The organism is Alteromonas sp. IB21 (assembly GCF_016405965.1).
Lineage (GTDB): Bacteria > Pseudomonadota > Gammaproteobacteria > Enterobacterales > Alteromonadaceae > Alteromonas.
This window is the reverse complement of record NZ_JAEFCD010000001.1, coordinates 118,494-143,052: the sequence shown is the minus strand read 5'-3', so window position 1 is coordinate 143,052 and position 24,559 is coordinate 118,494. Positions and strand designations below refer to the sequence as shown.

Genomic DNA, 24,559 nt, shown 5'->3' with positions numbered 1-24,559 from the left:
AGGTTAAAGTAATGAGTAGAGGGTTCGAGCTTCATTCTAAATATAAGCCGGCAGGTGACCAACCAAAGGCGATAGAAGCTTTAGTAGATGGATTAGAAAGTGGGTTAGCCGGCCAAACACTTCTTGGTGTGACGGGGTCGGGTAAGACCTTTACCATGGCTAACGTCATCAACAAGGTGCAGCGCCCTACGCTCATTTTAGCGCATAATAAAACCTTAGCGGCTCAGCTTTATGGTGAAATGAAAGAGTTTTTCCCCAATAATGCGGTGGAATATTTCGTTTCTTATTATGATTACTATCAACCTGAAGCCTACGTACCCAGTACGGATACGTTTATCGAAAAAGATGCATCTATTAACGATCATATCGAACAAATGCGGCTGTCAGCGACTAAAGCGCTGATGGAGCGACGAGATGTTGTGATCGTAGCAAGCGTTTCTGCCATCTATGGTTTGGGCGATCCTGAATCCTACATGAAAATGTTGTTGCACTTACGACAGGGCGACACCATGGATCAGCGTGATATTTTACGTCGGTTGGCTGAACTTCAATACAAGCGAAATGATCTAGCGTTTGAGCGGGGTACATTTCGGGTTCGCGGTGATGTCATTGATATCTTTCCTGCGGACTCTGAAAAACAAGCCGTGAGAGTTGAATTATTTGATGACGAAATTGATAAAATTAGCTTGTTTGATCCCCTAACGGGGGCTGTAGACAAGTCTGTAATACGTGCCACGGTTTTTCCTAAAACCCATTACGTGACGCCTCGTGAGAAAATTCTAAATGCTATTGAGCATATAAAAGATGAGTTGGGCGATAGAAAGAAACAGCTACAAGAAGCGAATAAGCTGATAGAAGAGCAGCGTATATCGCAGCGAACGCAATTCGACATTGAGATGATGATGGAGCTAGGGTATTGCTCCGGTATAGAAAACTATTCTCGTTACCTGTCAGGACGTGCTCCCGGAGAGCCGCCACCAACGTTGTTAGACTACTTTCCCGCTGATGGTTTGATGTTCATCGATGAATCTCACGTTACGGTTTCACAAGTAGGAGCCATGTACAAAGGCGATCGCTCTAGAAAAGAAACCCTTGTAGAGTTTGGTTTTAGGTTGCCATCAGCGTTAGACAATCGTCCACTAAAATTTGAGGAGTTTGAGCAGATCTGCCCTCAAACAATTTATGTATCGGCTACGCCGGGGGATTATGAATTAAAGAAGACGGACGGCGAGATCGTCGAGCAGGTCGTTCGTCCCACAGGTCTTTTAGACCCAATAATAGAGGTTCGTCCTGTAGCCACACAGGTTGATGATGTCCTTTCTGAGATCAAAAAACGAGTGGAAGTTGACGAAAGGGTCTTGATAACCACGCTAACGAAACGCATGGCCGAAGATTTAAGTGAATATTTAAACGAGCACGGCGTTAAAGTTCGTTACTTGCATTCTGATATTGATACTGTCGAGCGAATTGAGATTATTCGTGATTTGCGTTTGGGTAAATTCGATGTGTTGGTAGGGATAAACTTATTACGAGAAGGTTTGGATATGCCAGAAGTTTCTCTGGTGGCTATTTTAGACGCTGATAAAGAGGGCTTCTTACGTGCAGAGCGTTCTCTGATTCAGACGATAGGTCGAGCAGCGCGACATGTGAACGGTAGAGCAATCCTTTATGCAGATAGCATAACTAAATCGATGCGCAAAGCCATGGATGAAACCGACCGACGCCGAGAAAAACAAATTGCTCATAACAAGGCGAATAATATTACGCCGATGCGATTAAATAAGCCAATTACCGATATCATGGACTTAGGTGAAAGTGCGCATCCCGCGTCTGGCAAGGTAAGGCTCAGAAAAGTTGAAGAGAAGAAGAAACAACAAAAAGCAGCCAGTGCAACTGACCTTATGGATCAAATCACCGAACTTGAGAAGCAAATGTTTGAATATGCCCGCGAACTAGAGTTTGAAAAAGCGGCGTCATTGCGTGATGATATTGAATCATTGAGAAAACAAGTCGTTACACTCTCCTAGTTATTGCTTTTGCTTAACACATGGCTGAATGTGGGTTTTCGTATATAGATGAATAACCCCATCAGCCTTTCTTTACTCCCCTTCTAATTTATCTTACCCACTGTTAATTTGAGAATGACTTAGATTCGTTACCACAGTATTAGGTTTTTTTGCTTGAAATGAGATGAAAAGCCGTAAAATGTCGTTGTAATAGCACAATTAGTTTCATATAGTTCTATATTGAGTATCGAAAACTATACCTATAAACAGGTGCTAATATGCTTAACCGTCTTCAAGAATCAGATATAAAGCTATTGCGTGTGTTCTACGCAGTGGCAAGCTGCAATGGATTTACTGCGGCTGAACCCGTGTTGCGAATGCAACGTCCAAATATCAGTGCTGCAATTAAGAAACTGGAAGAACGGCTTGATTTAGTACTCTGCCATCGTGGTCGCGGTGGTTTCCAGATGACAAAGGAAGGGGAGGTCGTTTTTCAAGAAACAAAACGTATCTTTAATGCCTTTGACAACTTCGTGTTTAACCTGAAGTCACTTCATGACGACTATTCTGGTCACATCACTCTTGTATTAATGGCTGGTCTGCCGTTATCCATGCATTTGGCTGTCAGTAAGGCAGTAAAAAGCACGATGAAGAAGTTTGATGATATCCACGTAAATATCCAAACTCGGCTATACAACGAAGTGGAACATGTGGCGCTATCGGGAGAATGCCATTTAGTCGTATCTACCTATGATATGGTTAAGCCAGAATCAGTGACATTCCACCCCATCGGTATTAGCACTGAAGGACGACTTTATTGCTCGCCTGCGCATCCGTTGGCGAAATACCGCGATACTGAATTACCTGAGGGCGTTAAAATAAGCGACTATCCCGCAATCGGTATTTCAGGTTTGTCTTCGGCCAATTATATTGAGGATGAAACGAGATTATCGATTCAAACCTTTTCTGACTCGTTCGATGCCGCTATGTCTGCCATTATGACTGGTGAATACATCGGATTATTGCCTGACTATATGGCGAAAGAGCAAGGTGCTGCACTTGGGCTTGTACCTATCGCGAAAGGAAGTCTATTTAATTTTAGCCACGAACTGTTCGTAATGAACGGTAAAAATACCCGCCTGAACCCGGTATTACGTCACTGTATTAAAGAATTGAGCTACTTCATTGCTGAGAGCCAGAAATAACCATCCAATATTTAACGGCAACGAGATCTCATAATCGAAGACGCACAAATATGCCCCTCACCTAACGCTGGTTTGTCGCAGACAACAGCGCAAAAGTGAGAGGCTTTTATTTAGTACCCTTTATTCATATTCAAGGGGGTCGGTAGCATTATTTTCTTTGAACGCTTCGAGACGCTCTTCACAAGCACCACACTTACCACAGGCCTTTTCCCTGCCGTTATAGCATGTCCACGTTTGTCCGTAATCTAGCCCCATGGAAAGACCATCAGTCAGAATCGCCGTTTTGCTCACGTCAATATAAGGGGTCATGATAGTGACTGGGGTGTAATTAGCGATACCGCAGACGTCATTCATTTTATGGACAAATTCAGGACGACAGTCTGGATATATAGCGTGGTCGCCAGAATGTGCGCCATAATAGACTTTGTTAGCTTCTAGACTCACTGCATAACCCACAGCAAGAGAGAGCAGTATCATGTTGCGATTGGGCACAACGGTTTGCTTCATGCTCGGCTCTTCATAGTGCCCTTCTGGTACCTCTATATCCGAAGTTAACGCCGAACCGCCAATCAGAGTATTGATGGCACTGATATCCACAACCTTATGCGGAACATTGAGGGATTCACATACCCTGGCAGCGTAATCAAGCTCTTTTTTGTGGCGTTGACCATAGTCAAAACTTAGAGCGTGAACTTTTTTTCCCTCTTTCAATGCTTTATGTAACACTGTGAAGGAGTCCATACCTCCAGAGTAAATAACAACAACGTTTTCTGACATAGTTTTTGAAGATTTAAGAAATTATGCCCGAATTTTATGTGATCCTTGGTAAAATCCCAACACACAATCGTTAAAGGGTATCAAATTGTCTGTAATGTCCACGCTAAACATCAATGAGATGTTCGAAACTATCCAGGGTGAAGGTGCTCACACTGGTATTCCTTCTATTTTTGTAAGGTTGCAAGGTTGCCCTGTCGGCTGCCCGTGGTGTGACACTAAGCATACGTGGGAAATAAAGGCTGATTTGAGCGTAACGCCAGAGGCTGTGATTAAGAAAGGTCAAGAATCTGAAACCTACTTTATTTCTGATGAAGCGGCGTTATTGGCACAGTTTTCTAAGGAAGGATATGTTGCAAAACACGTGGTTATCACCGGCGGTGAGCCATGTATGTACGACTTGCGACCGCTCACCAAGCTACTTCACGATAATGGGTACTCTACGCAAATCGAAACTAGCGGTACGTTCGAAGTGCTTTGTGATGCGCGTACTTATGTGACAGTGTCGCCAAAAATAAATATGAAAGGCGGTTATGATGTATTAGTCAGTGCGCTTGAAAGAGCCAATGAGATTAAGCATCCTATTGCCATGCAAAAGCACGTTGATGAACTTGACGCGCTGCTTTCTACTGTGTCTTCCCTTGAAGGAAAACAGGTGTGTTTACAACCTATTAGCCAGCAAAAGCGAGCGACAGAGCTTGCAGTTAAGACTTGTATTGAGCGCAACTGGCGACTATCGTTACAAACACACAAGTATATTGGTATTGAGTAAATGTCAGTTCAAAAGACCAACCTATGGCGCTGCGAAAATGGTTAATTTAAAGCTATTTGAAAGGATTAACCTTTTGTTTTGTGTTCTATGTGGCCTGCTTACAGCGTCTTCTGCGCAGGGGGCGCTGTGGACTATTAATTATCCTCGTCCTATTGATGACTCAGACGCTCGTGCACAATATCCAATTGCATTATTAAAACTTGCCCTAGATAAAACAGGCGTAAATTACGAGTTACGTCCATCAGACAGGATCCTTCTGACAGGAAAAGCAATGCGTCAACTTCGCGAAAATAGAGAAGTAAACGTGGTGTGGAGCATGACTGATAGCCAGCGAGAAAAGGAATTAACGCCTATTCGAATCCCCATTGCAAAAGGGCTAATCGGGCTTCGGGTGTTCGTTATAAACAAAAATAAAAAGTCGAAGTTTGAAAACGTATTGTCTCTCAACGATATGCGTAAACTAACGCCTATTCAAGGCGAAGAATGGCCAGATACGAAAATTCTTCAAGCAAACGGCTTTAATGTATTCACAGTGCCAGAGTTTCGTGAAGCCTATGACTTGATAGGGCAGGGTAAGGGCGATATTTTTCCTCGTTCAGTGATGGAAGTCAGCGCTGAACTTGAGGCTGAAGGTCCGGGTAGCAATCTTTATCTTGAGCCATCTATGGCATTGTATTATCCAACGGCAATGTATTATTTTGTGAGCTTAAATAATAAAACGTTAGCGAACTTAATTGAGACGGGTTTACAAAGAGCCATAGATGATGGATCGTTCGATGAATTATTCAATTCAACCTATGCACCTATTTTAGCGTCTTTAAATGTGGCAGAGAGAACAGTTTTTACGTTAGAAAACCCGCTACTGCCAGTTGAAACTCCTTTGTCGAACCCATCCCTTTGGTACAAGCAGATCAAAGAAGAATAGCCGTTACTTAATGCGCTTAACAATGAAAAAACGCGGCATCAGCCGCGTTTCTTATTACTCTTTGATTGCTAAATCGCCATTAAGATTCACCCGAGTGAACGCCTTTCATTGAGCGACCTGATGGATCAGCATTGTTTTTAAAGCTTTCGTCCCACTCTAGTGCCTCTACTGTGCTACATGCAATTGACTTACCACCGGGTACGCAGCGCGCTGCACTTTCTTGAGGGAAATAGCCCTCGAAAATTGTGCGGTAGTAGTAGCCTTCTTTAGTGTCAGGCGTATTAACTGGGAAGCGGAACTCAGCGGTAGCAAGCTGTTGATCTGTGACTTCGTTTTCTACGAAGTCGCGAATTGAGTCAATCCACGAATAACCCACACCGTCGCCAAACTGTTCTTTTTGGCGCCACAATACTTCTGCAGGCAACGTTTCGCCGTTATCAAACGCCTTGCGAAGGATCCACTTCTCCATTTTGCCATCAAGACACATTTTATCTTGTGGGTTTAAACGCATGGCGACGTCAATGAAGTTCTTATCTAAGAAAGGAACACGCGCCTCAACGCCCCACGCTGAAGTTGCTTTGTTGGCGCGAGCACAGTCAAACATATGCAGGCGGTCAAGCTTACGTACGGTTTCTTCGTGGAACTCTTTAGCGTTCGGCGCTTTGTGGAAATACAGGTAACCACCAAAAATTTCGTCAGAGCCTTCTCCAGATAGCACCATTTTAATGCCCATCGCTTTGATTTTGCGAGTCATTAGGTACATAGGGGTGGCGGCACGAATGGTTGTTGTATCGTAGGTTTCCAAGTGGTAGATAACATCACGGATGGCATCTAAGCCTTCTTGAATAGTGAAGTGGATCTCATGGTGAACTGTACCAATCATATCCGCCACTTTTCTCGCAGCTTTTAGATCGGGAGCACCTTCAAGACCTACAGCAAAGCTGTGCAGGCGCGGCCACCACGCATCAGTTTTGTCTTCGTCTTCAACGCGCTTTGCTACATATTGTGCAGCCACGGCTGACACTAGTGACGAGTCTAGGCCACCTGATAACAGCACCGCGTAAGGCACATCAGACATCATGTGAGACTTCACTGCTTTCTCAAACGCAACGCGTAGTTCTTCTAGATCGCTCGTGTTGTCTTTTACGTTGTCGTATTCCATCCAGTCGCGTTTGTAATACTTGGTGATTTTCCCTTCTTTGCTCCATAGGTAATGGCCTGGAGGGAATTCACTGATTGTCTTACACACGCCAGCTAGCGCCTTCATTTCAGATGAAACGTAGAAGTTACCGTGTTCATCGTAGCCAGTGTAAAGGGGAATAATACCAATATGGTCACGGGCAATAAGGTAAGCATCTTGCTCTTCATCATATAGGATGAAAGCAAACATACCCTCTAGGTCATCAATAAAGTCCACACCTTTTTGTTGAAAAAGGGGAAGAATAACTTCACAGTCAGAGCGCGTTTTAAACGGATAAGGCTCATCTAAGTTAGCAGCTAGCTGTTTGTGGTTATAAATCTCGCCATTAACCGCAAGAATTTGCTTATCGTTTTGGCTGATAAGAGGCTGCGCACCAGTGTCTACATCGACAATCGCCAGTCTTTCGTGACAAAGAATGGTATTGTCATTATTCCAGATACCCGACCAGTCAGGGCCACGGTGGCGCAATAGTTTAGATAAATCGAGGGCTTGGGTTCTGAGTTCAGACACATCGGTTTTGATATCAAGGATACCGAAAATACCACACATATAACGGATTCTCTCTGTTCACTTGTTGAAAAAAATAATTTGAAGTTTTTTCTGTCGGTACTCGCGTACGAGTGAGCGAAGGATTGTTTTTATTCTTTTATCGCGTGCCTTGAATGTGCCAGTCTGACAGGAAATTGCAAGTACATTATGATGAGAAAATGGAAATTCTTATTTCTTTTATCTCAAAATAGCGTTTTATTAACATTTTCGTCCTACTCACAGCGTTAGAAGCGATATTTCTATATTGTTTGAATAAGAACGCTAGCGCTTTTATGGCTAATAAAATTGTTGTTGAACGTAGCTTATTAAAACGCATAAAGGAAAAGGAGCCTTACGGAAGGCTCCTTATCTTATGCTCAATCAAATGCATATAGAGGGGTTATAAAACTAATATTTGCGCTGAAATTCGCTTGCTTCGTTCCACTTTGGCCACCCGTCCGCATTGGCTACACTTACACCAACATCGAATAACATTTGAGTATCTTGCACAATGCCGCTTAAATCCCAGTCGTCGCGATACTGATCGCATACTTGGTGATAGCAACCAGTGACAATAACATTCATACGCTTTCTGTACTTCGCCGTTTCTTCATCTGCTGGCTCATTACCACCTTCAGCGTAAAGTGCTGGTACGCCTTGCTTGGCAAAACTGAAATGATCTGAACGATAGTAGTAGCCCGCTTCAGGGCGGTCTTCTTGAGTTAACGAGCGGCCTTGCTTTGCAGCAGCTTTTTCAAGGTACTCTTCCATTTCCGATTTACCCATGCCCACAACAGCCACGTTCTTTGTTTTACCCAAAACGTTCATTGCGTCCATATTAATGTTAGCAACAGTGTTCTCAATTGGAATAACAGGGTTGCTTGCATAGAATTTACTGCCTAGTAACCCTTGTTCTTCAGCGGTTACCACCAAAAATGATACGGAGCGTTTTGGCGCCGGCGTTAGCTCAGAATAGGCTTTTGCCATGGCTAGAATCGCTGCCGTGCCCGTTGCGTTATCGTGAGCACCGTTATAAATCTGATCGCCTTCTTTAGTTTCATCTTTACCCAAGTGATCCCAGTGCGCTGTATAGATAATATGCTCATCAGGAAAATCAGCGCCAGGTAGAGTGGCAATCACGTTGTTGCTCTCTGATTTTTTGAACGTATTTTTGACCGTTACTGAAGCTTGGATATCCATAGCCTTACTATAGGGACCTTTCATGGCGTTAGCTTTTTCAGTATCAAAATCAAGGCCTGCATCAGCAAACACTTTTTTCGCGGCATCAAGCGTCAGCCAACCTTCAACAGCTACACGGCTTGCTCCTTTGTCAGCGCTTACTAGACCGTATTGCGGACCACTCCAGCTATTTGCGACTACTGACCAGCCATAAGAGGCCGGTGCGGTCTCGTGAACGATAATAGCGCCCGCTGCGCCCTGACGACTAGCTTCTTCATATTTGTAGCTCCAGCGACCATAGTAAGTCATGGTGGTGCCTTGGAACTTGCCGCTTTCAGGGTTTTCGAAACCAGGGTCGTTAATGAGCATGACCACTGTCTTGCCTTCGACGTCTAGCCCTTCGTAGTCGTTCCAGTCGTACTCAGGTGCGTTAACGCCATAACCAACGAAAACAAGCTCAGAATCTTTAAGCGACACTGAGCTTTGCTCGCGCTTAGATGACGCAACCATTTGCTCTTTATAAACAAAGCTATTGTCGCCGATCGTCATTGTCATCTCTGGATCGGCGGTGATTTCCATTAGCGCGACTTTTTGTAAAAAGCTATCACCGTTGCCGGGTTTGAGGCCTGCTTTAGTAAACTCACTGACAAGATAGTCGATGGTTTTCTTTTCGCCTTCAGTGGTAGGTAAACGACCTTCGAATTCGTCTGAAGAAAGTACTTTAAGGGGCTCGCGAATATCGGCATCTGAAATGCTGTTGTAAACACTGTCAAAATTTGAGACCGCGGGCATTTCCTTTTTGGCGGTTTGATTCTGTGGTGTGCTGTCGTTTGATGGTGTGCATGCACTTACGCCTAAAAGAGTAGGTACAAGTAATGGCAAAAACATTTTTTTCATTGTTAGTCTCTGTTTGCTCTACAATACGGTTCCAGTATAGAGAAAACCCCAGAGCGAACCAATAGTTGATATGCAATCAGACTCAATACCCTTCTGTAAAGACTACCTAATAAACCATGCCAGCAAACCGGTTACGGCTCTTCTAGAAGAAGTTGGTTTATTAGGGAACAATTATTTTCCCACGCCCGAACTATTGAACCAATTAACGACGCAATATCACAAGCAATGGCAAGGCCCTCAGTTTAAAGGCCAAAGTCAGTTTTCAGATGACGACAAGCGATACTATGAAACCATCATTAGTGAAGACAAGGTAGTACCAACTCGCGAGGGAAGCTGGCACGACTTGTTTAATGCGCTCGTTTGGCTGCAGTTTCCAAAAACCAAATCTCTGTTAAATGAGCTGCATATTCGCGATATTAACGAACACGGTGTGAGCCCAAGAACGGCTCGCCGCAATCGCATTACTCACTTCGATGAATGTGGTGTAGTGCTTGCGATAGAAGAACCAAAGCATGCGACACAAAATGGTGTCGGTCTTGAAAGGGAGCATGATAGCCGACAACATAATGTTGATTCGCTAGAGGCCTTTCTGCAGAAACTTGCCGCCCATGAATGGGAGCAGACCTTTTTAACCCATCGAGGGCGATGGCATGCTGAAGTCACTCCATTTATTTTCGGACACGCGAATTTAGAAATGATGCTCAACCCATTTATAGGGCTTACGGGAAAATGGCTAGCGGTTTCAGTACCTTACGGGTTTCGCAATCTCGGCAGGTGGCAGCAGCGCTTGGTCCTAGACGATGCTATTGTAGCGCGCGTTGAAGCACTAGATTATTTCCAATCGGCACCGCTTCTAAAGCCTTTGCCCTTGCTAGGCGTACCTTTGTGGCATAGTCAACAAGATGCGGCGTTTTATCAAAACAAAGATTATTTCAGGCCGCTCCGAACGGGAGCCAAGGCGTCAAAACAGCTTCCACTATGGTCTTAGTTTCTTATTTTGCTACGCCTATTGCTTAGCATTTTTCCTGCGTGAACGGCGAAAGATAATGTAAAGTGCGACTGCAGTACGTTAAAAGCGTGCACATAAAAAAATGAAGTTAGAAAGCGCGGTACTGTGAAGATGATGAATAAATACGTATGCGCGCTGTACCAGTGCTCATCTGAATACAGCGCAAAGCGAGCGCAAACGAATTAAAATACAGCAAGTGCTAGTAACCAAATACCATAAATAACGACATAGGGGGCGCTTGCAATCAATGCAGCTTTCTTAAGAGGAAATGACGTCCATTGCGAGATACCAACGGTGGCTAAATAAATGCCCCAAAATAGCTCTAGCCTTAGCGCTTGTCCGAACGCGTACCAAGGTGAGTCCATGGGAATGCTCGCGATAAAGCCAACAGATGTAGGTGACAAAATCGAAGGAGCAACCTGGTGATCTCCGGCCAATAGCAGCAGTGCTAAGCCAACCAAACCCGTTAGTACATAAGGCATTGAAAGCCACCACGCAAAACCGTACCAGTCCGTAAAGCCGAAAACATGGCTATCATCTGAGCGTGTCATCAAGTTCACGTAGACCGCGTATACAGCATTCACAATAATTGGAATAAAAAAAGCGCCAATCATTGATGACCAAAGTAACGCGTCTCTGGTAAAGAAGGCTTTCATTTGCTCTTCTTCTGCTGGGCTCATATCGCCCTGTGCGGCAATATTCATCTGTGCGAACCACTCAATGTCTACAAAGTTTACATATAAATATTGAGATACCAGCGTGATGACCATGATTAATATAAATGGCATCCAACTCCAGTTATTGTTTTCGCCTACGGCCTTGAACACGCCATTTGGCTTGAAGAATATATCATTACACGCTTGGAAGGGGTTCGATACGTTGTGCATCCCTTGCTCCTTTTTCTTCGTTTTAATATTTTATTCGGGCGCAGTTTAAAGCGACGGTTGGTTGTTCGTAATTGCTTTTTAACACGCGAGTTATTTTGAAACTACAGATTACTGGTGGCTAAAACCGTTGTACAGCACAAGGTTCGGATAAAACGAATTTATTTGTAAGGGAAGATGAATATAGCTAACTCAAAAAAGTGTGAAATATTTCAATTAACTGGAAGTAAGAAGGGAAGCGAGGCTTCCCTTTAGACAAAATTCTTACTCAACGCTATAGATAAGTCACATTCAAAAGTGTAAGCACGATAGCGCTATACATGACTGAAATAGGCAGACCTATTTTTATAAAATGCGAAAATCTATAATTCGCCGCATTATAAACAAGCAAGTTGGTTTGATAGCCAAACGGCGAGATAAAACTAGCGCTTGCTGCAAAGGCTACCGCAAGGGCAAATGGCATTAATGGCGCACCGATAATCTGAACTAAGCCGTAGGCAAAAGGGAACATTAACGCCGCGGCCGCATTGTTGGTAACAAACTCGGTCAAAACCAGTGTAAGTAAGTAAATCACTATCAACGCTATAAACCAGTCGGTATCGGATAACACAGGCATGAGTGCTTCCGTTGTCGTACTAATAACGCCTGAATTTTCAAGTGCGGTGGCTAAGCTTAAAGCGCCCACAATTACGACAATCAAATTTAAAGGCAAGTTTCGCTTCATCTCACCATTTGACGTTACTTTAACACCGATCAGAACGGCGGCTAAAAATAACAAGCCAATAGCCAGTGAAATGACGTCTGCAGCGGCCAGTAAAATCGTGGTAAGAAAACCGCCAAGGGTAATCCATTCTTGCTTGTTCGTTAACGGGCGAGCGATTTTTTGCTCTGACAAAATGAAAAAGTTTTTGTTTAAATTCTGTCGAGTTGCAAAGTCAGGGCCGGTAGCGAGTAATAAAAAATCACCGGCTTGAAGTTTTATTTCACCGAGCTTACCTGAAAGCTGTTCACCGTCACGGCGTATGGCTACAACGGCGGCATCAAATAGCGCTCTAAAGCCAAGCTTTTTAATCGTTTGGCCAATCACCTGAGCGCGATTAGCCACTACCACTTCGGTTAAGCTTTCGCGCAGCACACCGTCGGTTTCTGCAAACATGCTTAGGCCTTTAATGTGGCTAAGGTTTTCAAGCTTTTGAACATTGCCCGAAAAAATAAGCTTGTCGTTTTCAAGAATCACTAATTCTGGGCCGACCGGAGATATTAGATTGCCATTGCGAACCACCTCTACTAAAAAGAGTTCTGGCAGGTTACGTAAATGATTTCGCTCAACGGTTTTGCCAATAAGCTCTGAACCAGCTTCAACTTCAGCTTCGACCATATACTCGTGATAATTATTACTTTTGTTACCGATATGAGGCAGTAAAGGCAGCAATAAAAACATCAGTAAGCCACAGCTGAGACCTGCCACGGTGCCATATAAGGTAAAGTCGAAAAAGTTGAAGCCCGGGTGCCCGTGCTCTTGTAGAAAGCTATCAACGATTAAGTTGGTAGATGTACCGATTAGGGTAACTGTACCGCCTAAAATAGCCGCATATGAAAGCGGTATGAGTAATCGGGAAGCGGGGTGATATTGGTTCTGTTTTACAGGGCCAATAAGGCTTGCCACAATTGCCGTGTTATTTAGCAGTGCAGAGGAAATAAAGGTGAGTGAAAAGAGCCGCCAGTAGGATTTCGTAAAGTTAGCACTTACTAGTTTTCTACCAAGGCGTTTTATTAATGCGGTTTTATCTATAGCACTGCTTACTAAAAGCAACAAAACAAGGGTGATAAGGCCCTTGTTGGTTAAATTTAGCAAGATGTCATCAAGAGATAACTGCTGGGTAACCAGTAAAGCTAATACTGCACCTGAAAATACAGTAGAAGGGCGCTGACTGGTAAAAATCAGCGCACATATCGTACTGGCAAAAATTGCCAGTACGATGAACTGGGTCACATCCATATTACTCCAGTCCTGCTTATAGTTTACTGATATCCACAGAGTTCCAATGCGGGAAGTGCTTACGTACTAGCGCATTGAATTCAAGCTCAAACTCAGAGAAGTTAGGCGATGTATGCTGAGCGTCACCGGCAATTTCATCAATGATCATACCAGCGCCTACTGTACCATTCGTTAAGCGGTCGATAACGATGAATGAACCGGTAGGGCGGTTGCGCTTGTACGGGTCACACGCCACAGGCTGTGTGAACTTAACGTCAACCACACCAATCTCGTTAAGATTTAGGTGCATTGCATCCGTTTCTGCAAGGGTGTTTACATCAATTTGGTTATCAATGTGGGCGACAACGCCTGGCGTAGTTTTGGTCGCGAACTTAAACAAGTATTGCTTGTTTGGCATTAACGACTCTTCAGACATCCACACAAGGTGGGTTTTGAACTGTGTGTTAAGCAAAGGCAGGTTGTCTGATTTAACAATCATGTCGCCACGAGAGATGTCTATTTCATCTTCAAGCGTTAGTGTCACTGCCTGAGGTACATACGCTCGCTCTTGGTCGCCTTCAAAGGTAACGATTTGCTTCACCTTAGATTTCTTACCAGAAGGAAGTGCAGTCACTTCGTCTCCAGGTGCAACCTGACCTGAGACAACTGTCCCTGCAAAACCACGGAAATCCAGGTTAGGGCGGTTAACGTACTGTACAGGGAAGCGGAAATCGTCGTGGTTGTCGTCTTCACCAATTTCAATATTTTCTAACATTTCCATTAGCGGCGTGCCGTCAAACCAAGGGGTATGTTCGCTTTTGCCAACTACGTTGTCACCTTCTAATGCTGAAATAGGCACAAACTGAATATCAGGAATATCAAGTTGCTCTGCAAATTTCAGATAGTCTTCCTGAATTTGTTTGTAGACTTCTTCTGAATAGTCCATTAAGTCCATTTTGTTGATAGCAACAATCACGTGCTTAATGCCTAGAAGAGAAACCAGGAACGAGTGGCGTTTCGTTTGTACTTTAACGCCGCCGCGAGCATCAACAAGAATAATAGCCAAGTCGCAAGTAGACGCGCCGGTTACCATGTTACGGGTGTACTGTTCGTGCCCTGGCGTGTCAGCGATAATAAACTTACGCTTGTCGGTAGAGAAGTAGCGGTACGCTACATCAATGGTGATACCTTGTTCACGCTCAGACTGAAGACCGTCTACAAGCAGTGCCAAGTCAACTTTTTCGCCTGTTGTCCCCACTTTTTTGCTGTCTTTAGTGATTGCAGCAAGCTGGTCTTCATAAATCATTTTTGAATCGTGAAGTAAGCGACCAATAAGGGTACTTTTACCATCATCTACGCTACCGCAAGTAAGGAAACGTAGCATGTCTTTCTTTTCGTGTTGTTCAAGGTAAGACAGAATGTCCTGTCTTAATAATTCGTTTTCATTGTTCATATTATGCGCTCACAAGGAAAAAGGGGTTTAACACAGACTCTTTTTGGTTATAGGTAAGAGCGTCAGCGTTGTCATCTAATGGGTTTTCAGGGTCAAGTACGGTTACGTTTGCACCCGCCGCTAATGCAACTGCATGTGCAGCACCCGTATCCCATTCAGATGTTGGGCCCAGACGAGGGTAAAGATGTGCCTCGCCCTCAGCCACTAAGCAAAGCTTCAGTGAGCTGCCCATCGCCACTAGCTCAGCTTCACCATCAAGCTGTGCCAATAAATTTTGAATTTCGGGGCTCTGGTGAGAACGGCTGCCTACCACTTTCCATACTTCTGCACCGTCGTGCTTACGCGCAGAAATAGGGGTGAATTCACCATCTACTTCAGTCCATGCACCTTCACCCACAATGCCTACATAGCTTTTGTTGAGTGCCGGCGCATAAACCACGCCCATTGTTGGTTTACCGTTTTCGATAAGAGCAATATTTACCGTAAACTCACCGTTTTTCTTAATAAATTCTTTCGTGCCGTCTAACGGGTCAACCAGCCAGTATGACGACCATGTCTTGCGCTCTTCCCACGAAATATCTGCTGATTCCTCAGAAAGGATTGGCAGATCAGATTCCGCTTCAAGGGCATTTACAATAACGTTGTGCGCGGCAAGGTCAGCTTCGGTTAATGGGCTGGTATCCTGCTTTTCGTAAATGGCAAAATCTTTCTCGTAAATCGCCATTATCTTATCGCCCGCTTCTTTAGCGATAGTCAGCACTTTCTGTGCAAGAGAATTAATAGGCTGTGTCATTACACCAATCCCTTTTCTTGAAGCAAAGCATACAAACGCTCAGCGGTTTGCTCTGCCGGTTCATCCTGATAGGTTAAGTGTACTTCAGGTGCTTCAGGTGCTTCATACGCTGAATCAATACCTGTGAAGTCCTTAATTTCACCGCTACGTGCTTTTTTGTACAAGCCTTTAGGGTCGCGCTTTTCGCACACTTCAAGAGGTGTATCCACAAACACTTCTACAAACTCGCCACTTTCCATCAAGCTGCGGCAGTAATCGCGGTCGGCTTTGAAAGGCGAGATGAAAGCGGTAAGCACAATAGTGCCGGCATCGACAAATAGCTTGGCGACTTCGCTAATGCGGCGAATGTTTTCAACCCGATCTTTATCGCTAAAACCTAGATCGCCACATAGACCGTGACGTACGTTGTCGCCATCTAGCAGGTACGTATGCTTATTTTGCTCGTGCAGTTTTTTCTCTAGCAAGTTGGCTAAAGTAGATTTACCAGAACCACTCAATCCTGTAAGCCAAAATACGCGAGGCGTTTGACCTAGCTTTTCAGAGCGGGTGGTTTTGTTGACTTCGTGTTTGTGCCAAACGACGTTGTCTGTGGCCATTAGAAGTACCCTTCCATTTTCTTCTTCTCCATAGAGCCCGCGCTGTCATGGTCGATAACTCGGCCTTGACGCTCAGACGTCTTGGTAAGCAGCATTTCCTGAATAACTTCTGGTAAGGTTGCCGCTTCAGACTCTACCGCTCCGGTAAGTGGGTAACAGCCAAGAGTACGGAAACGCACAGAGCGCATCTCTGGTACTTCACCTTCTTCTAGCGGCATGCGGTCATCATCAACCATAATCAATACGCCATCACGCTCAACAACTGGGCGAGGCTTAGAAAGGTAAAGTTGCGGAATATCGATGTTTTCTAGGTAGATATATTGCCAGATATCTAGCTCTGTCCAGTTAGACATTGGGAAAACACGGATGCTTTCACCTTTGTTTACCTGCGAGTTATAGATATTCCAAAGCTCTGGACGCTGATTTTTAGGGTCCCAGCGGTGGTTGCTGTCGCGGAATGAATAAACGCGCTCTTTCGCGCGAGATTTTTCTTCATCACGACGGGCACCACCAAACGCAGCGTCAAACTTATATTTGTTCAATGCTTGCTTGAGTGCTTGGGTTTTCATGATGTCAGTGTGTTTTGCTGATCCGTGGCTAAATGGACCAACGCCAGCTTCAACACCTTCTTCGTTGATGTGAACAAGCAGGTCGAAACCGTATTTCTTAGCTTGTTCGTCACGGAATTTTATCATTTCACCAAACTTCCACGTAGTATCTACGTGAAGTAGCGGGAAAGGAATCTTGCCTGGTGCAAAGGCTTTACGTGCAAGGTGAAGCAGAACAGAAGAGTCTTTTCCTACAGAGTAAAGCATTACTGGGTTTTCAAACTCAGCAGCGACTTCACGGAAAATCTGAATACTCTCGGCTTCGAGTTGTTTCAAGTGCGTTACAGACGGGATACTAGCAGTCATTTTGAAGTCCGAATTTTATGTTATATGCAAAAAAGTTATATACGGGTTATTTTTCTGCATAGAACGATAACATATTTAATTTAAAAAGTAGTATGCGATTTTGCTATTTAAAATAGCTATCTTATTCCATTAATTAAAAATTTCATGCAATTGAAGCATAAGCCACTTTTTTCAAGGGCTATAATTAGAAAAAAGCCCTGCTTAGAAATCTAAACAGAGCTTTGTATTTGCGATATTCGCTGGGCTATTTTTCGCTTATCTTTAGTTTACTTTTCGTTTAATTTCGTTTGAAACGCATCAAAAGTATCAACTACACCTTCTCGAGGTGCACCTGATTTACTTAAAATCATGATGGTTAAGCTAGATAAAATAAACCCAGGCACAATTTCATAGATCCAGTCGCCAAGCTTCTGACCACCAACCTCAACAGGAAGATAAATCCACAGCAACACGGTTACCGCTCCGACTATCATGCCACCTAGTGCCGCCCGACGGGTCATTTCACGCTTAAATAAGCTGAATAAAACAAGTGGGCCAAAGGCGGCGCCAAAACCAGCCCATGCATTACTTACTAGGGTCAAAATAGTACTGTTTCTATCGTAGGCTAGATAGATAGCAACGAGCGCCACAATTACAACGCTGACACGGCCTGCGATAACGAGTTCGCCATCTGAAGCGTCACGACGCAGAAATGCCTGATAGAAGTCACTGGTTAATGAACTTGACGTTACCAATAGCTGTGATGAAATGGTACTCATTATCGCCGCTAAAATTGCTGCAAGTAGGAAACCACCGATAAGCGGATGGAACAGAATTTGAGACAGGTAAATAAATACGGTCTCCGGATCAATTTCATTACCGTTTCCTGTCACATAAGCCAAACCAAACAGGCCTGTCATTAAGGCGCCGATAATTGACACTATCATCCAGCTCATACCAATGTTTCTGGCTGTCGGGATATCTTTGACTGAACGGATAGCCATGAAACGAACAATGATGTGAGGCTGTCCAAAATAACCGAGACCCCATGACATGAGAGAAACAATACCAATGAACGTTAATGCTTCGTTGGAAGACGCATCCATAAAGGCATCGAATAGTGCTGGGTTGATGGTATCTAATGCGTCGATTGAAGCACCTATTCCGCCTAGCTCACTGATAACCACAGCGGGGACCATAATAAGCGAGACAAACATGATACAGCCTTGAACGAAGTCAGTCATGCTTACCGCCATAAAACCACCCACTAATGTGTAGGCTACAACAACGCCTGCGGTGACATACAGCCCTGTCTCATAGGTTAATCCGAATGATGTTTCAAACAATTTCCCGCCAGCTACAACACCCGAAGATGTATAAAGGGTGAAAAAAACGACGATGACAACAGAGGCGATAACGCGAAGTAGACGAGAGTTGTCTGCGAATCTGTTTTCAAAATAATCTGGAAGCGTAATGGAGTTGTTGGCGACTTCCGTATACACGCGAAGACGTGGTGCAACTAACATATAATTTGCTAATGCGCCTAATGTCAGACCAACCGCAATCCAACCGGCAGACAAACCTGATACATACATAGCGCCGGGTAAACCCATGAGCATCCATCCGCTCATGTCAGATGCGCCTGCTGAGAGTGCGGTAACAGCGGGGCCTAATTGACGGCCGCCGAGCATATAGCCTTCGACGTTGGTATCTGTTTGCCGATAGGCGAAGAGGCCTATTCCCAACATTACTACAAAATATAAACCCAACGAGATTATCGTGCCTGTAGCCATATAAATTCCCTATGTTTTTTCTTTCATGCTAACACCTATGACTCAGAGTCTCTACGTCATTCAGCGACCTTGCATGTTTTCTATACGGCTATAGGTAAATAAAGTTTGAGGGAATTTTAAAATGAAAAAGAGGCTACGCGAGCACGGCCGTCGCGTTTAGCCTTGTAAAGCAGGTCGTCACAGGCTTTGATAATTGTGTCTAAGTTTGTTTCTCCTTTCACGTCTAACAGCCCAGACGAGAAGCTAACGCAAAACTTTTCATCAGTGCCGTTCCAATGTTTTTGGCGTGAAAGAGCCAGATTTAGTTCATCGAGTATCCGTTTGGCTGACTTTTCATCCGTGTCGGAGAAATAGATTAAAAACTCTTCGCCTCCGTACCTGCAAAGTTTGTCAGATTTGCGAATTCTATCTTTAATAATCTGGGTTATTGTCGTAAGCACTTCATCACCGACAGCGTGACCGTATCTGTCGTTAATCTTCTTAAAGTTATCAACATCCAATAGTGCAATACTTGAGGTCTTGTTGTCTTTAAGTGACTTCTTCAAGCTATTTAACATAGCTCGACGGGTAAGGGCGCCGGTAAGCGAGTCCCGTTCAGCGAGTAAATCGCTCTGTTTTTTGGCGACCCAGAGCCAGAGGACAAGGATGAGCAATATGGTTAGTATCAACGCGAATATCGTCGTTTTCATGGCTTCTTTGTCGGTAGAAAGACCGTTTCTTTCATTTCGTAGTGTAGTTAACTCTTTCTGCCGATAGTGCGCTAATTCAATATCTTCTGCCAAGTTATCTGTGAAGTAAGACGAAGAAAATTTAAATTGCTCCGTATTTTTTGCAACGAGTAATTTATTGTAGGACTGAGAGTGCTCATACGCTTTTTTGTAATCGCCCGCAGCATCGTAGAGTCTTGAGAGTTCGAGCTCCATTTTGAGCTTAATTTTGTCTTTAAAACCTGAATCGGAGGTTTTCGCGAGAACGATCTTTTTATATTGCTGCAGTGAATCATTGAACTTTGCTTCATCATTCAGTAGCGCTGAGTAAAGTGCATCTGCGTAGACAGAGAGTTCTTGGGTTTTTTCCTTCACTTTTGAGGTATCGAGTTGTCTAATTTGCTCCATGACTTTTTGTGCTGAGCTTTCATAACCTTCACCTTTCTGAAAAATAATAGCACGAAGCTTTTGAACATATATCAACAGCTTCTCGTCGACTGAATTTACCTTAGATACATAATCTATCGCGTCCTCTACTAGAGCTAAAGCATCGTCAAAACTGTTTTGAACAAGTAATGCGTCTATCGCCGAAAAGAAGGCCCAAGCTGTGACAATTGTGCTTTCAGCCTGTTTTTTTCCATCAATAAGTTGCTGAGAGTGGTAGTAGGCTCTGCTCGGAACGAAGAGCTCGAGATAGGCTTCTCTAAGCCAATCATGCGCGATAGTTCTTGATAGGGCATTTTGTAAGTTTTTGTCTGGTGAATAATGAGGAAGATGCGCCAACGCATATTCAAGTTCATTAATGGCCTGAATAGGATTCGCTAAGTTGAGCTCCATAGCCAGCCATATACTCGCTATTGCTGTAGCTGTTTTACTACCCGTCTCCAAAGCTTCAAGTTTCAACCGTCTCAGTGCGGGCACAGTTTCATTAATACGCAGAGAAGAACCATCAAAGTCGTTAACCGCCCTTGCATATATGTAATACGCCTTAGAAGCAGCGAAGAGTTCAGGCATGAGGGCTTTTAGCTCTTGCCAGTGTTTATCTAATAACGGCTCTTTAACGAAAATCGGAACTCTTGGGGAATCAACATCATTTGCAGTGGAAGTGGCTAATAAATGTCTAAATATCACCCCTTCACTTTGAATATCATTCTGTAAGCCTGATTCCTCAATCATCACAGTAATGTCAGTATTGCTAACGTCACTTGGTGTGTTCCAATGGTAGATGGTTGTGGCTGCAATGTGACTATAGCCGTCAAGTTTCTCCAACCTTAAAGCGTTTTTGATATCTGGGCTCTGTGCGCGTAAAGAAAAACAAGTTATCAGAGGCAACAATAGACACACTATTAGCCTTGTAAAGCGATACCAAGCGCTCATTGTAATTGCTACCTCTATACTGCGGATAAGCGGAATATTGTTGTAATTTAAAACGAGTGTTTTAATCAGGTAGCAATTATAAGTTTTATAAGCGTGAGTTTCACCTTAAATTTGGGCAAAAAAATCGGCCACATTAGGCCGAAGAAGGGAAGGAGTAAGGTAAACAGTTTTTAGGAACGCCTTATAAAAGCGTTATGCAGAAAACTGTATCCTTTCCGAAATGGCTTTTTTCATTTCGCTAAGATCCGCGTTTTTGTCACCAACAATCATAACGTTTGCGCGCTGCATCTTAATGCTCTCGCCGTGATATTGGCTATCCCCGAACCTACTCGGTATGCTAATGTCACCTCGTTCCGGCACCACAAATATAGACATTTTACCTTGTGGCGTATCAACAATGAGGTGCAGGCTTCTAACCGTGCTCAAGTGGCAATAGTTTGCAACTTCTACACCGTCTAACATTTCGCTAAAACTACCGCCGAAGCTTGCTAACTTTGCATTAACCATATTTAAGTCAACCGGAAGCAATGAATGTGCATGTTCCATTTCTGCATACTGCATATGAGCAAGCGCTTGCCCCCCAATGCTAAGCGGCTGGTGATACCACATGGTAAGGCCAATGCCCACGGTAAAAGCAACGGATGCGGCCATGGCCAGATACCAGCGGCTTCTGCGTTTATAACGGGTGAATTCATCTGCAGACTGTTGCCAAATGAGTTTACTGGCAAGGTCCTCCGGGACATCCACTTTCAAAGCTTGCTTTAACTGTTTGTCGAACTGCTTTTGTTCATTCCAGAAACTGCGTTTGCTTTCATCATCTTTTGCCGCTTCTACAACATCACTGTCAGTCGTTTCTGGATCGGCGTAGATTCGACGCCTAAATTCTAATTCATCCATTTACACGACCTCTCTGTTCATTTTGTTTCTCTAATGCCTCTTTCAGCTGATTTCTCGCCCTAAACAAACGGGTCATTACCGTGTTTTTATTAAGTCCTAATTGATTAGCAATCTCTTCACCACTGAACCCAAAGATGAGTTGAAGGATTAAGGGCTCGCGATATTCAACGCTCAATCCACCTATCAGTCGCTGAAGTTCTCTGTCTTTTAAATCGCCGTCTGCGTGCTGCGTATCATCTTGTATGTGGCAATCGTCAATATCCACCGTGTCGAATTGCTTGCGCTCGAACCGACGGGCGTTTTCACGGCGAAGAATGGTAATTAACCATGACTTTGCCGCCTTTTCATCATTTAGGGCGTCGAGTGAGCGCCAAGCGCGTAAGAAGGTTTCTTGCACTACGTCTTCAGCAATGCTCTGGTCTTTAATAAGCCAAAAAGCATAGCGATAGATATCTGCGTGAAAGGCTTTTACTAGCGCTTCATATCGTTGGTGTTTTGCTTTCATACCCGATAAGACCTGACCGCTATCGTATTTATTTCGGCCGAACATAAAAAAATCCAAAATAACCAAACTTTTTTCACTATGGCATAAAAAACGCGTCATTTCGTTAGCCGAAAGACGCGTTTTTATTTACTACTTTAGAGCAAAGTATTTAATCGAGATTGCTAGGCACCTTTTTGTGCAGCTATCCATGCATTTATGTTTTCTTCTAAAATAGAAAGCGGTACAGGGCCATATTTTAACACTTCATCATGGAAACCTTTCCAATCAAACTTGTCGCCAAGTTCGTTCTGCGCCATTTCTCGAAGCTCCATGATTTTAAGTTTACCAATCATGTAAGCAGTGGCTTGACCCGGCATGGCAATATAGCGTTCTATAGCTTTTTGCGCGTCATATTCAGGGTTTGGTGTGTTTTCAATAAGATAATCTACCGCTTTTTCACGGGACCATTTTTTCGCATGAATGCCCGTATCTACCACTAAGCGGCAGGCGCGCCAAAGCTCCATGGCTAAACGACCAAAGTCGGAGTAGGGGTCTTGATAGAATCCCATGTCTTTCGCCAATTCTTCAGTATACAAACCCCAACCTTCCGTGTAGGCCGTAAAACTTAAAAACTTCTGAAATTGAGGAACACCCTCTAACTCTTGTGCAATTGCACGCTGCATGTGATGGCCAGGAATGCCTTCATGATACGCTAGCGCCTCTAACTGATAAGTTGGCATTGCTTTCATATCATAAAGGTTGGCGTAATAAATCCCAGGGCGGCTGCCGTCTTGGGCTGGGCTTTGATAAAACGCTTTGCCCGCAGACTGTTCGCGAAAGGCTTCAACGCGTTTAACGATCATTGGCGCTTCTGGAAGAATGCCAAAGTACTCAGGAATAGCGTCCCGCATGTCATCTATAGCGGTTTTCGCCATATCAAGGTATTGCTGCCTGCCTTCGTCTGTAGAAGGTAAGTAGAATTGATCGTCTTCACGCATGAAAACAAAAAACTCTTGAAGAGTACCTTCAAATTTTACTTGTTTCATGATGTCGCGCATTGCATTGTGTATGCGCTCTACATTATCGAGGCCTATCTGATGTACTTGATCTGCAGTCAGGTCGGTGGTGGTAAACCAGTTGAGGCGGTTCTGATACCACGCATCACCGTTAGGTAAACGCCATACACCATCGCCTTCTGGTGTTACTTCACGCTGATGTGCCAGTTCTTCGATAAACTTCTCGTACGAGGGCATGACTGATGTTACCAAAGCGGCTTTGGCTTCACCAAGTAAAGTGGTTTTTTCAGCGTCAGTTATATCTAGTTTGCTAACTTTATTTTGAAAATCCTCCCATAACGTGGAAGGCGTTTCACTAGAATCAAAAGGTGCCCCCGTAATGACATTCTTGGACGCATCAATCATTTGGTCGTAAGCCCACGCTGGAGGAAATACGCCAGCTTTTTCGCGTACTTTCATTTGTTCAATAACTTGATCGAAGTACGTGCGAACATTATCCAGACGACCTATATATGCTTGGGCGTCTTCTTTACTCTTTACGCTGTGAATATTGATAAGGAAGCTTGGCACTTGAGTATGTGCAGCGCGGAATTGGTGCACAATATAGCGGTGATGTCTGAATTCGTCGTTAGCTAAATCACGCTCTATACCCAGTTTGTATAGACGCAAGCTCAATTTTTCTTGCTCACTCAATTTGCTTGTGTCGAAGCTATTTAGTTTCTCAAGTCGGTTCTTGGCAATAGCAACGCGAGTATCGGCCTCTTCATCGCTGATATCATCCCATTTATCGTAGTCCCATTTTTTGCCAAGGTAACTTTGGAACAGGGGAGAGCGTTTGAGGTCTTCTTCAAAGGTGCGCTCAAAGAACGCATTGAGACGCTCTGACTCAGACTGTCCAGCTGGCTTCTCAGTTTTTATTGGCTCTGGTGCGTTATTGGCTGTTTCCGTTGCTGGAGAGCATGCCGCAAGCGTCGTAATAGCTAACGCTATTGGCGTTAGCTTCAAAAGTGTTTTTTTCATTTTTAGTTCCCCGTCGCGTTTAATTGGTTATTTTTATAGGCTAGGGCTTTTACGGTTAATAAACCTTTTGAGGGCAATAAGGCCTGAGGCCCTAGCTGTTTATCAAATACAGACATCGTATCAACAAAACCCCTGCCAGTACGATATGGCAAAGTGCAAGGGCTTTGATTAC

The 24,559-nt window shown here is 44.0% G+C and carries 19 protein-coding genes; 5 read left to right on the top strand and 14 right to left on the bottom strand.

Annotated features, from left to right (window positions below; genetic code table 11):
* Positions 1-11: 11 nt before the first annotated feature.
* Together uvrB and JC525_RS00570 are read left to right on the top strand one after the other, a co-directional pair.
* Positions 12-2,027 carry an excinuclease ABC subunit UvrB gene (uvrB, locus tag JC525_RS00575; protein WP_198813147.1) on the top strand — a complete coding sequence of 672 codons (2,016 nt, stop codon included), beginning with the start codon at positions 12-14 and terminating at the stop codon, positions 2,025-2,027.
* Positions 2,028-2,284: 257 nt separating this feature from the next.
* Positions 2,285-3,211, top strand: a complete 927-nt coding sequence (locus JC525_RS00570; protein ID WP_198813143.1) for a LysR family transcriptional regulator — start codon at positions 2,285-2,287, stop codon at positions 3,209-3,211.
* Between the two features lie 120 nt (positions 3,212-3,331).
* On the opposite strand, the gene queC is transcribed toward JC525_RS00570, so the two are convergent.
* Positions 3,332-3,988 carry a 7-cyano-7-deazaguanine synthase QueC gene (gene queC / locus JC525_RS00565; RefSeq protein WP_198813129.1) on the bottom strand — a complete coding sequence of 219 codons (657 nt, stop codon included), beginning with the start codon at positions 3,986-3,988 and terminating at the stop codon, positions 3,332-3,334.
* A 94-nt stretch (positions 3,989-4,082) separates the two neighbouring features.
* On the opposite strand from queC, the gene queE reads away from it, so the two are divergent.
* Together queE and JC525_RS00555 are read left to right on the top strand one after the other, a co-directional pair.
* A complete protein-coding gene (gene queE, locus JC525_RS00560; RefSeq protein ID WP_198813872.1) occupies positions 4,083-4,757 on the top strand; it encodes a 7-carboxy-7-deazaguanine synthase QueE in 675 nt (224 codons plus the stop codon).
* Between the two features lie 37 nt (positions 4,758-4,794).
* Positions 4,795-5,682 (top strand): amino acid ABC transporter substrate-binding protein, encoded by an 888-nt coding sequence (locus JC525_RS00555; protein WP_198813111.1) that lies wholly within the window; start codon positions 4,795-4,797, stop codon positions 5,680-5,682.
* A 79-nt stretch (positions 5,683-5,761) separates the two neighbouring features.
* Here the strand turns inward: JC525_RS00555 and asnB are convergent, their stop codons facing one another.
* Positions 5,762-7,432: an asparagine synthase B gene (asnB, locus tag JC525_RS00550; protein ID WP_198813108.1), complete on the bottom strand. Its 1,671-nt coding sequence runs from the start codon at positions 7,430-7,432 to the stop codon at positions 5,762-5,764.
* Positions 7,433-7,819: 387 nt separating this feature from the next.
* A complete protein-coding gene (locus JC525_RS00545) occupies positions 7,820-9,487 on the bottom strand; it encodes a M28 family metallopeptidase (protein ID WP_198813106.1) in 1,668 nt (555 codons plus the stop codon).
* Positions 9,488-9,557: 70 nt separating this feature from the next.
* Between JC525_RS00545 and JC525_RS00540 the strand changes: the two genes are divergently transcribed.
* On the top strand, positions 9,558-10,475 hold the full coding sequence (locus JC525_RS00540; protein ID WP_198813103.1) for a DUF3025 domain-containing protein: 918 nt from the start codon (positions 9,558-9,560) through the stop codon (positions 10,473-10,475).
* A gap of 203 nt (positions 10,476-10,678) precedes the next feature.
* Here JC525_RS00540 and JC525_RS00535 read toward each other — a convergent pair whose 3' ends face one another.
* From JC525_RS00535 to JC525_RS00485, 11 genes are all read right to left on the bottom strand, one after another.
* Entirely contained in the window at positions 10,679-11,383 is a 705-nt protein-coding gene (locus JC525_RS00535; RefSeq protein ID WP_198813088.1) for a YIP1 family protein, read from the bottom strand.
* Between the two features lie 271 nt (positions 11,384-11,654).
* Positions 11,655-13,379, bottom strand: coding sequence for an SLC13 family permease (locus tag JC525_RS00530; RefSeq protein ID WP_198813086.1), 1,725 nt, complete (start codon positions 13,377-13,379; stop codon positions 11,655-11,657).
* 16 nt (positions 13,380-13,395) lie between these two features.
* The gene (gene cysN, locus JC525_RS00525) at positions 13,396-14,811 is read right to left on the bottom strand and encodes a sulfate adenylyltransferase subunit CysN (RefSeq protein ID WP_198813069.1); all 1,416 of its coding nucleotides are present in this window, start codon (positions 14,809-14,811) and stop codon (positions 13,396-13,398) included.
* Position 14,812: 1 nt separating this feature from the next.
* Complete coding sequence (gene cysQ, locus JC525_RS00520) at positions 14,813-15,604, bottom strand: 3'(2'),5'-bisphosphate nucleotidase CysQ (protein ID WP_198813066.1); 792 nt, start codon at positions 15,602-15,604, stop codon at positions 14,813-14,815.
* Entirely contained in the window at positions 15,604-16,200 is a 597-nt protein-coding gene (gene cysC, locus JC525_RS00515; protein ID WP_198813063.1) for an adenylyl-sulfate kinase, read from the bottom strand. The genes cysQ and cysC overlap by 1 nt, the downstream gene beginning before the upstream one ends.
* Positions 16,200-17,114, bottom strand: a complete 915-nt coding sequence (gene cysD / locus JC525_RS00510; protein WP_198813060.1) for a sulfate adenylyltransferase subunit CysD — start codon at positions 17,112-17,114, stop codon at positions 16,200-16,202. Before cysD ends, cysC begins: the two co-directional genes overlap by 1 nt.
* A 266-nt stretch (positions 17,115-17,380) precedes the next feature.
* A complete protein-coding gene (gene putP, locus JC525_RS00505; RefSeq protein ID WP_198813045.1) occupies positions 17,381-18,886 on the bottom strand; it encodes a sodium/proline symporter PutP in 1,506 nt (501 codons plus the stop codon).
* A 116-nt stretch (positions 18,887-19,002) separates the two neighbouring features.
* Positions 19,003-20,862 carry a diguanylate cyclase gene (locus JC525_RS00500; RefSeq protein WP_233094798.1) on the bottom strand — a complete coding sequence of 620 codons (1,860 nt, stop codon included), beginning with the start codon at positions 20,860-20,862 and terminating at the stop codon, positions 19,003-19,005.
* Positions 20,863-21,162: 300 nt separating this feature from the next.
* Positions 21,163-21,867, bottom strand: a complete 705-nt coding sequence (locus JC525_RS00495; RefSeq protein WP_198813034.1) for a DUF3379 family protein — start codon at positions 21,865-21,867, stop codon at positions 21,163-21,165.
* Positions 21,860-22,417, bottom strand: coding sequence for a sigma-70 family RNA polymerase sigma factor (locus tag JC525_RS00490; protein WP_198813032.1), 558 nt, complete (start codon positions 22,415-22,417; stop codon positions 21,860-21,862). Before JC525_RS00490 ends, JC525_RS00495 begins: the two co-directional genes overlap by 8 nt.
* Before the next feature lie 116 nt (positions 22,418-22,533).
* Positions 22,534-24,387: a DUF885 domain-containing protein gene (locus tag JC525_RS00485; RefSeq protein ID WP_198813029.1), complete on the bottom strand. Its 1,854-nt coding sequence runs from the start codon at positions 24,385-24,387 to the stop codon at positions 22,534-22,536.
* Between the last annotated feature and the right edge of the window lie 172 nt (positions 24,388-24,559).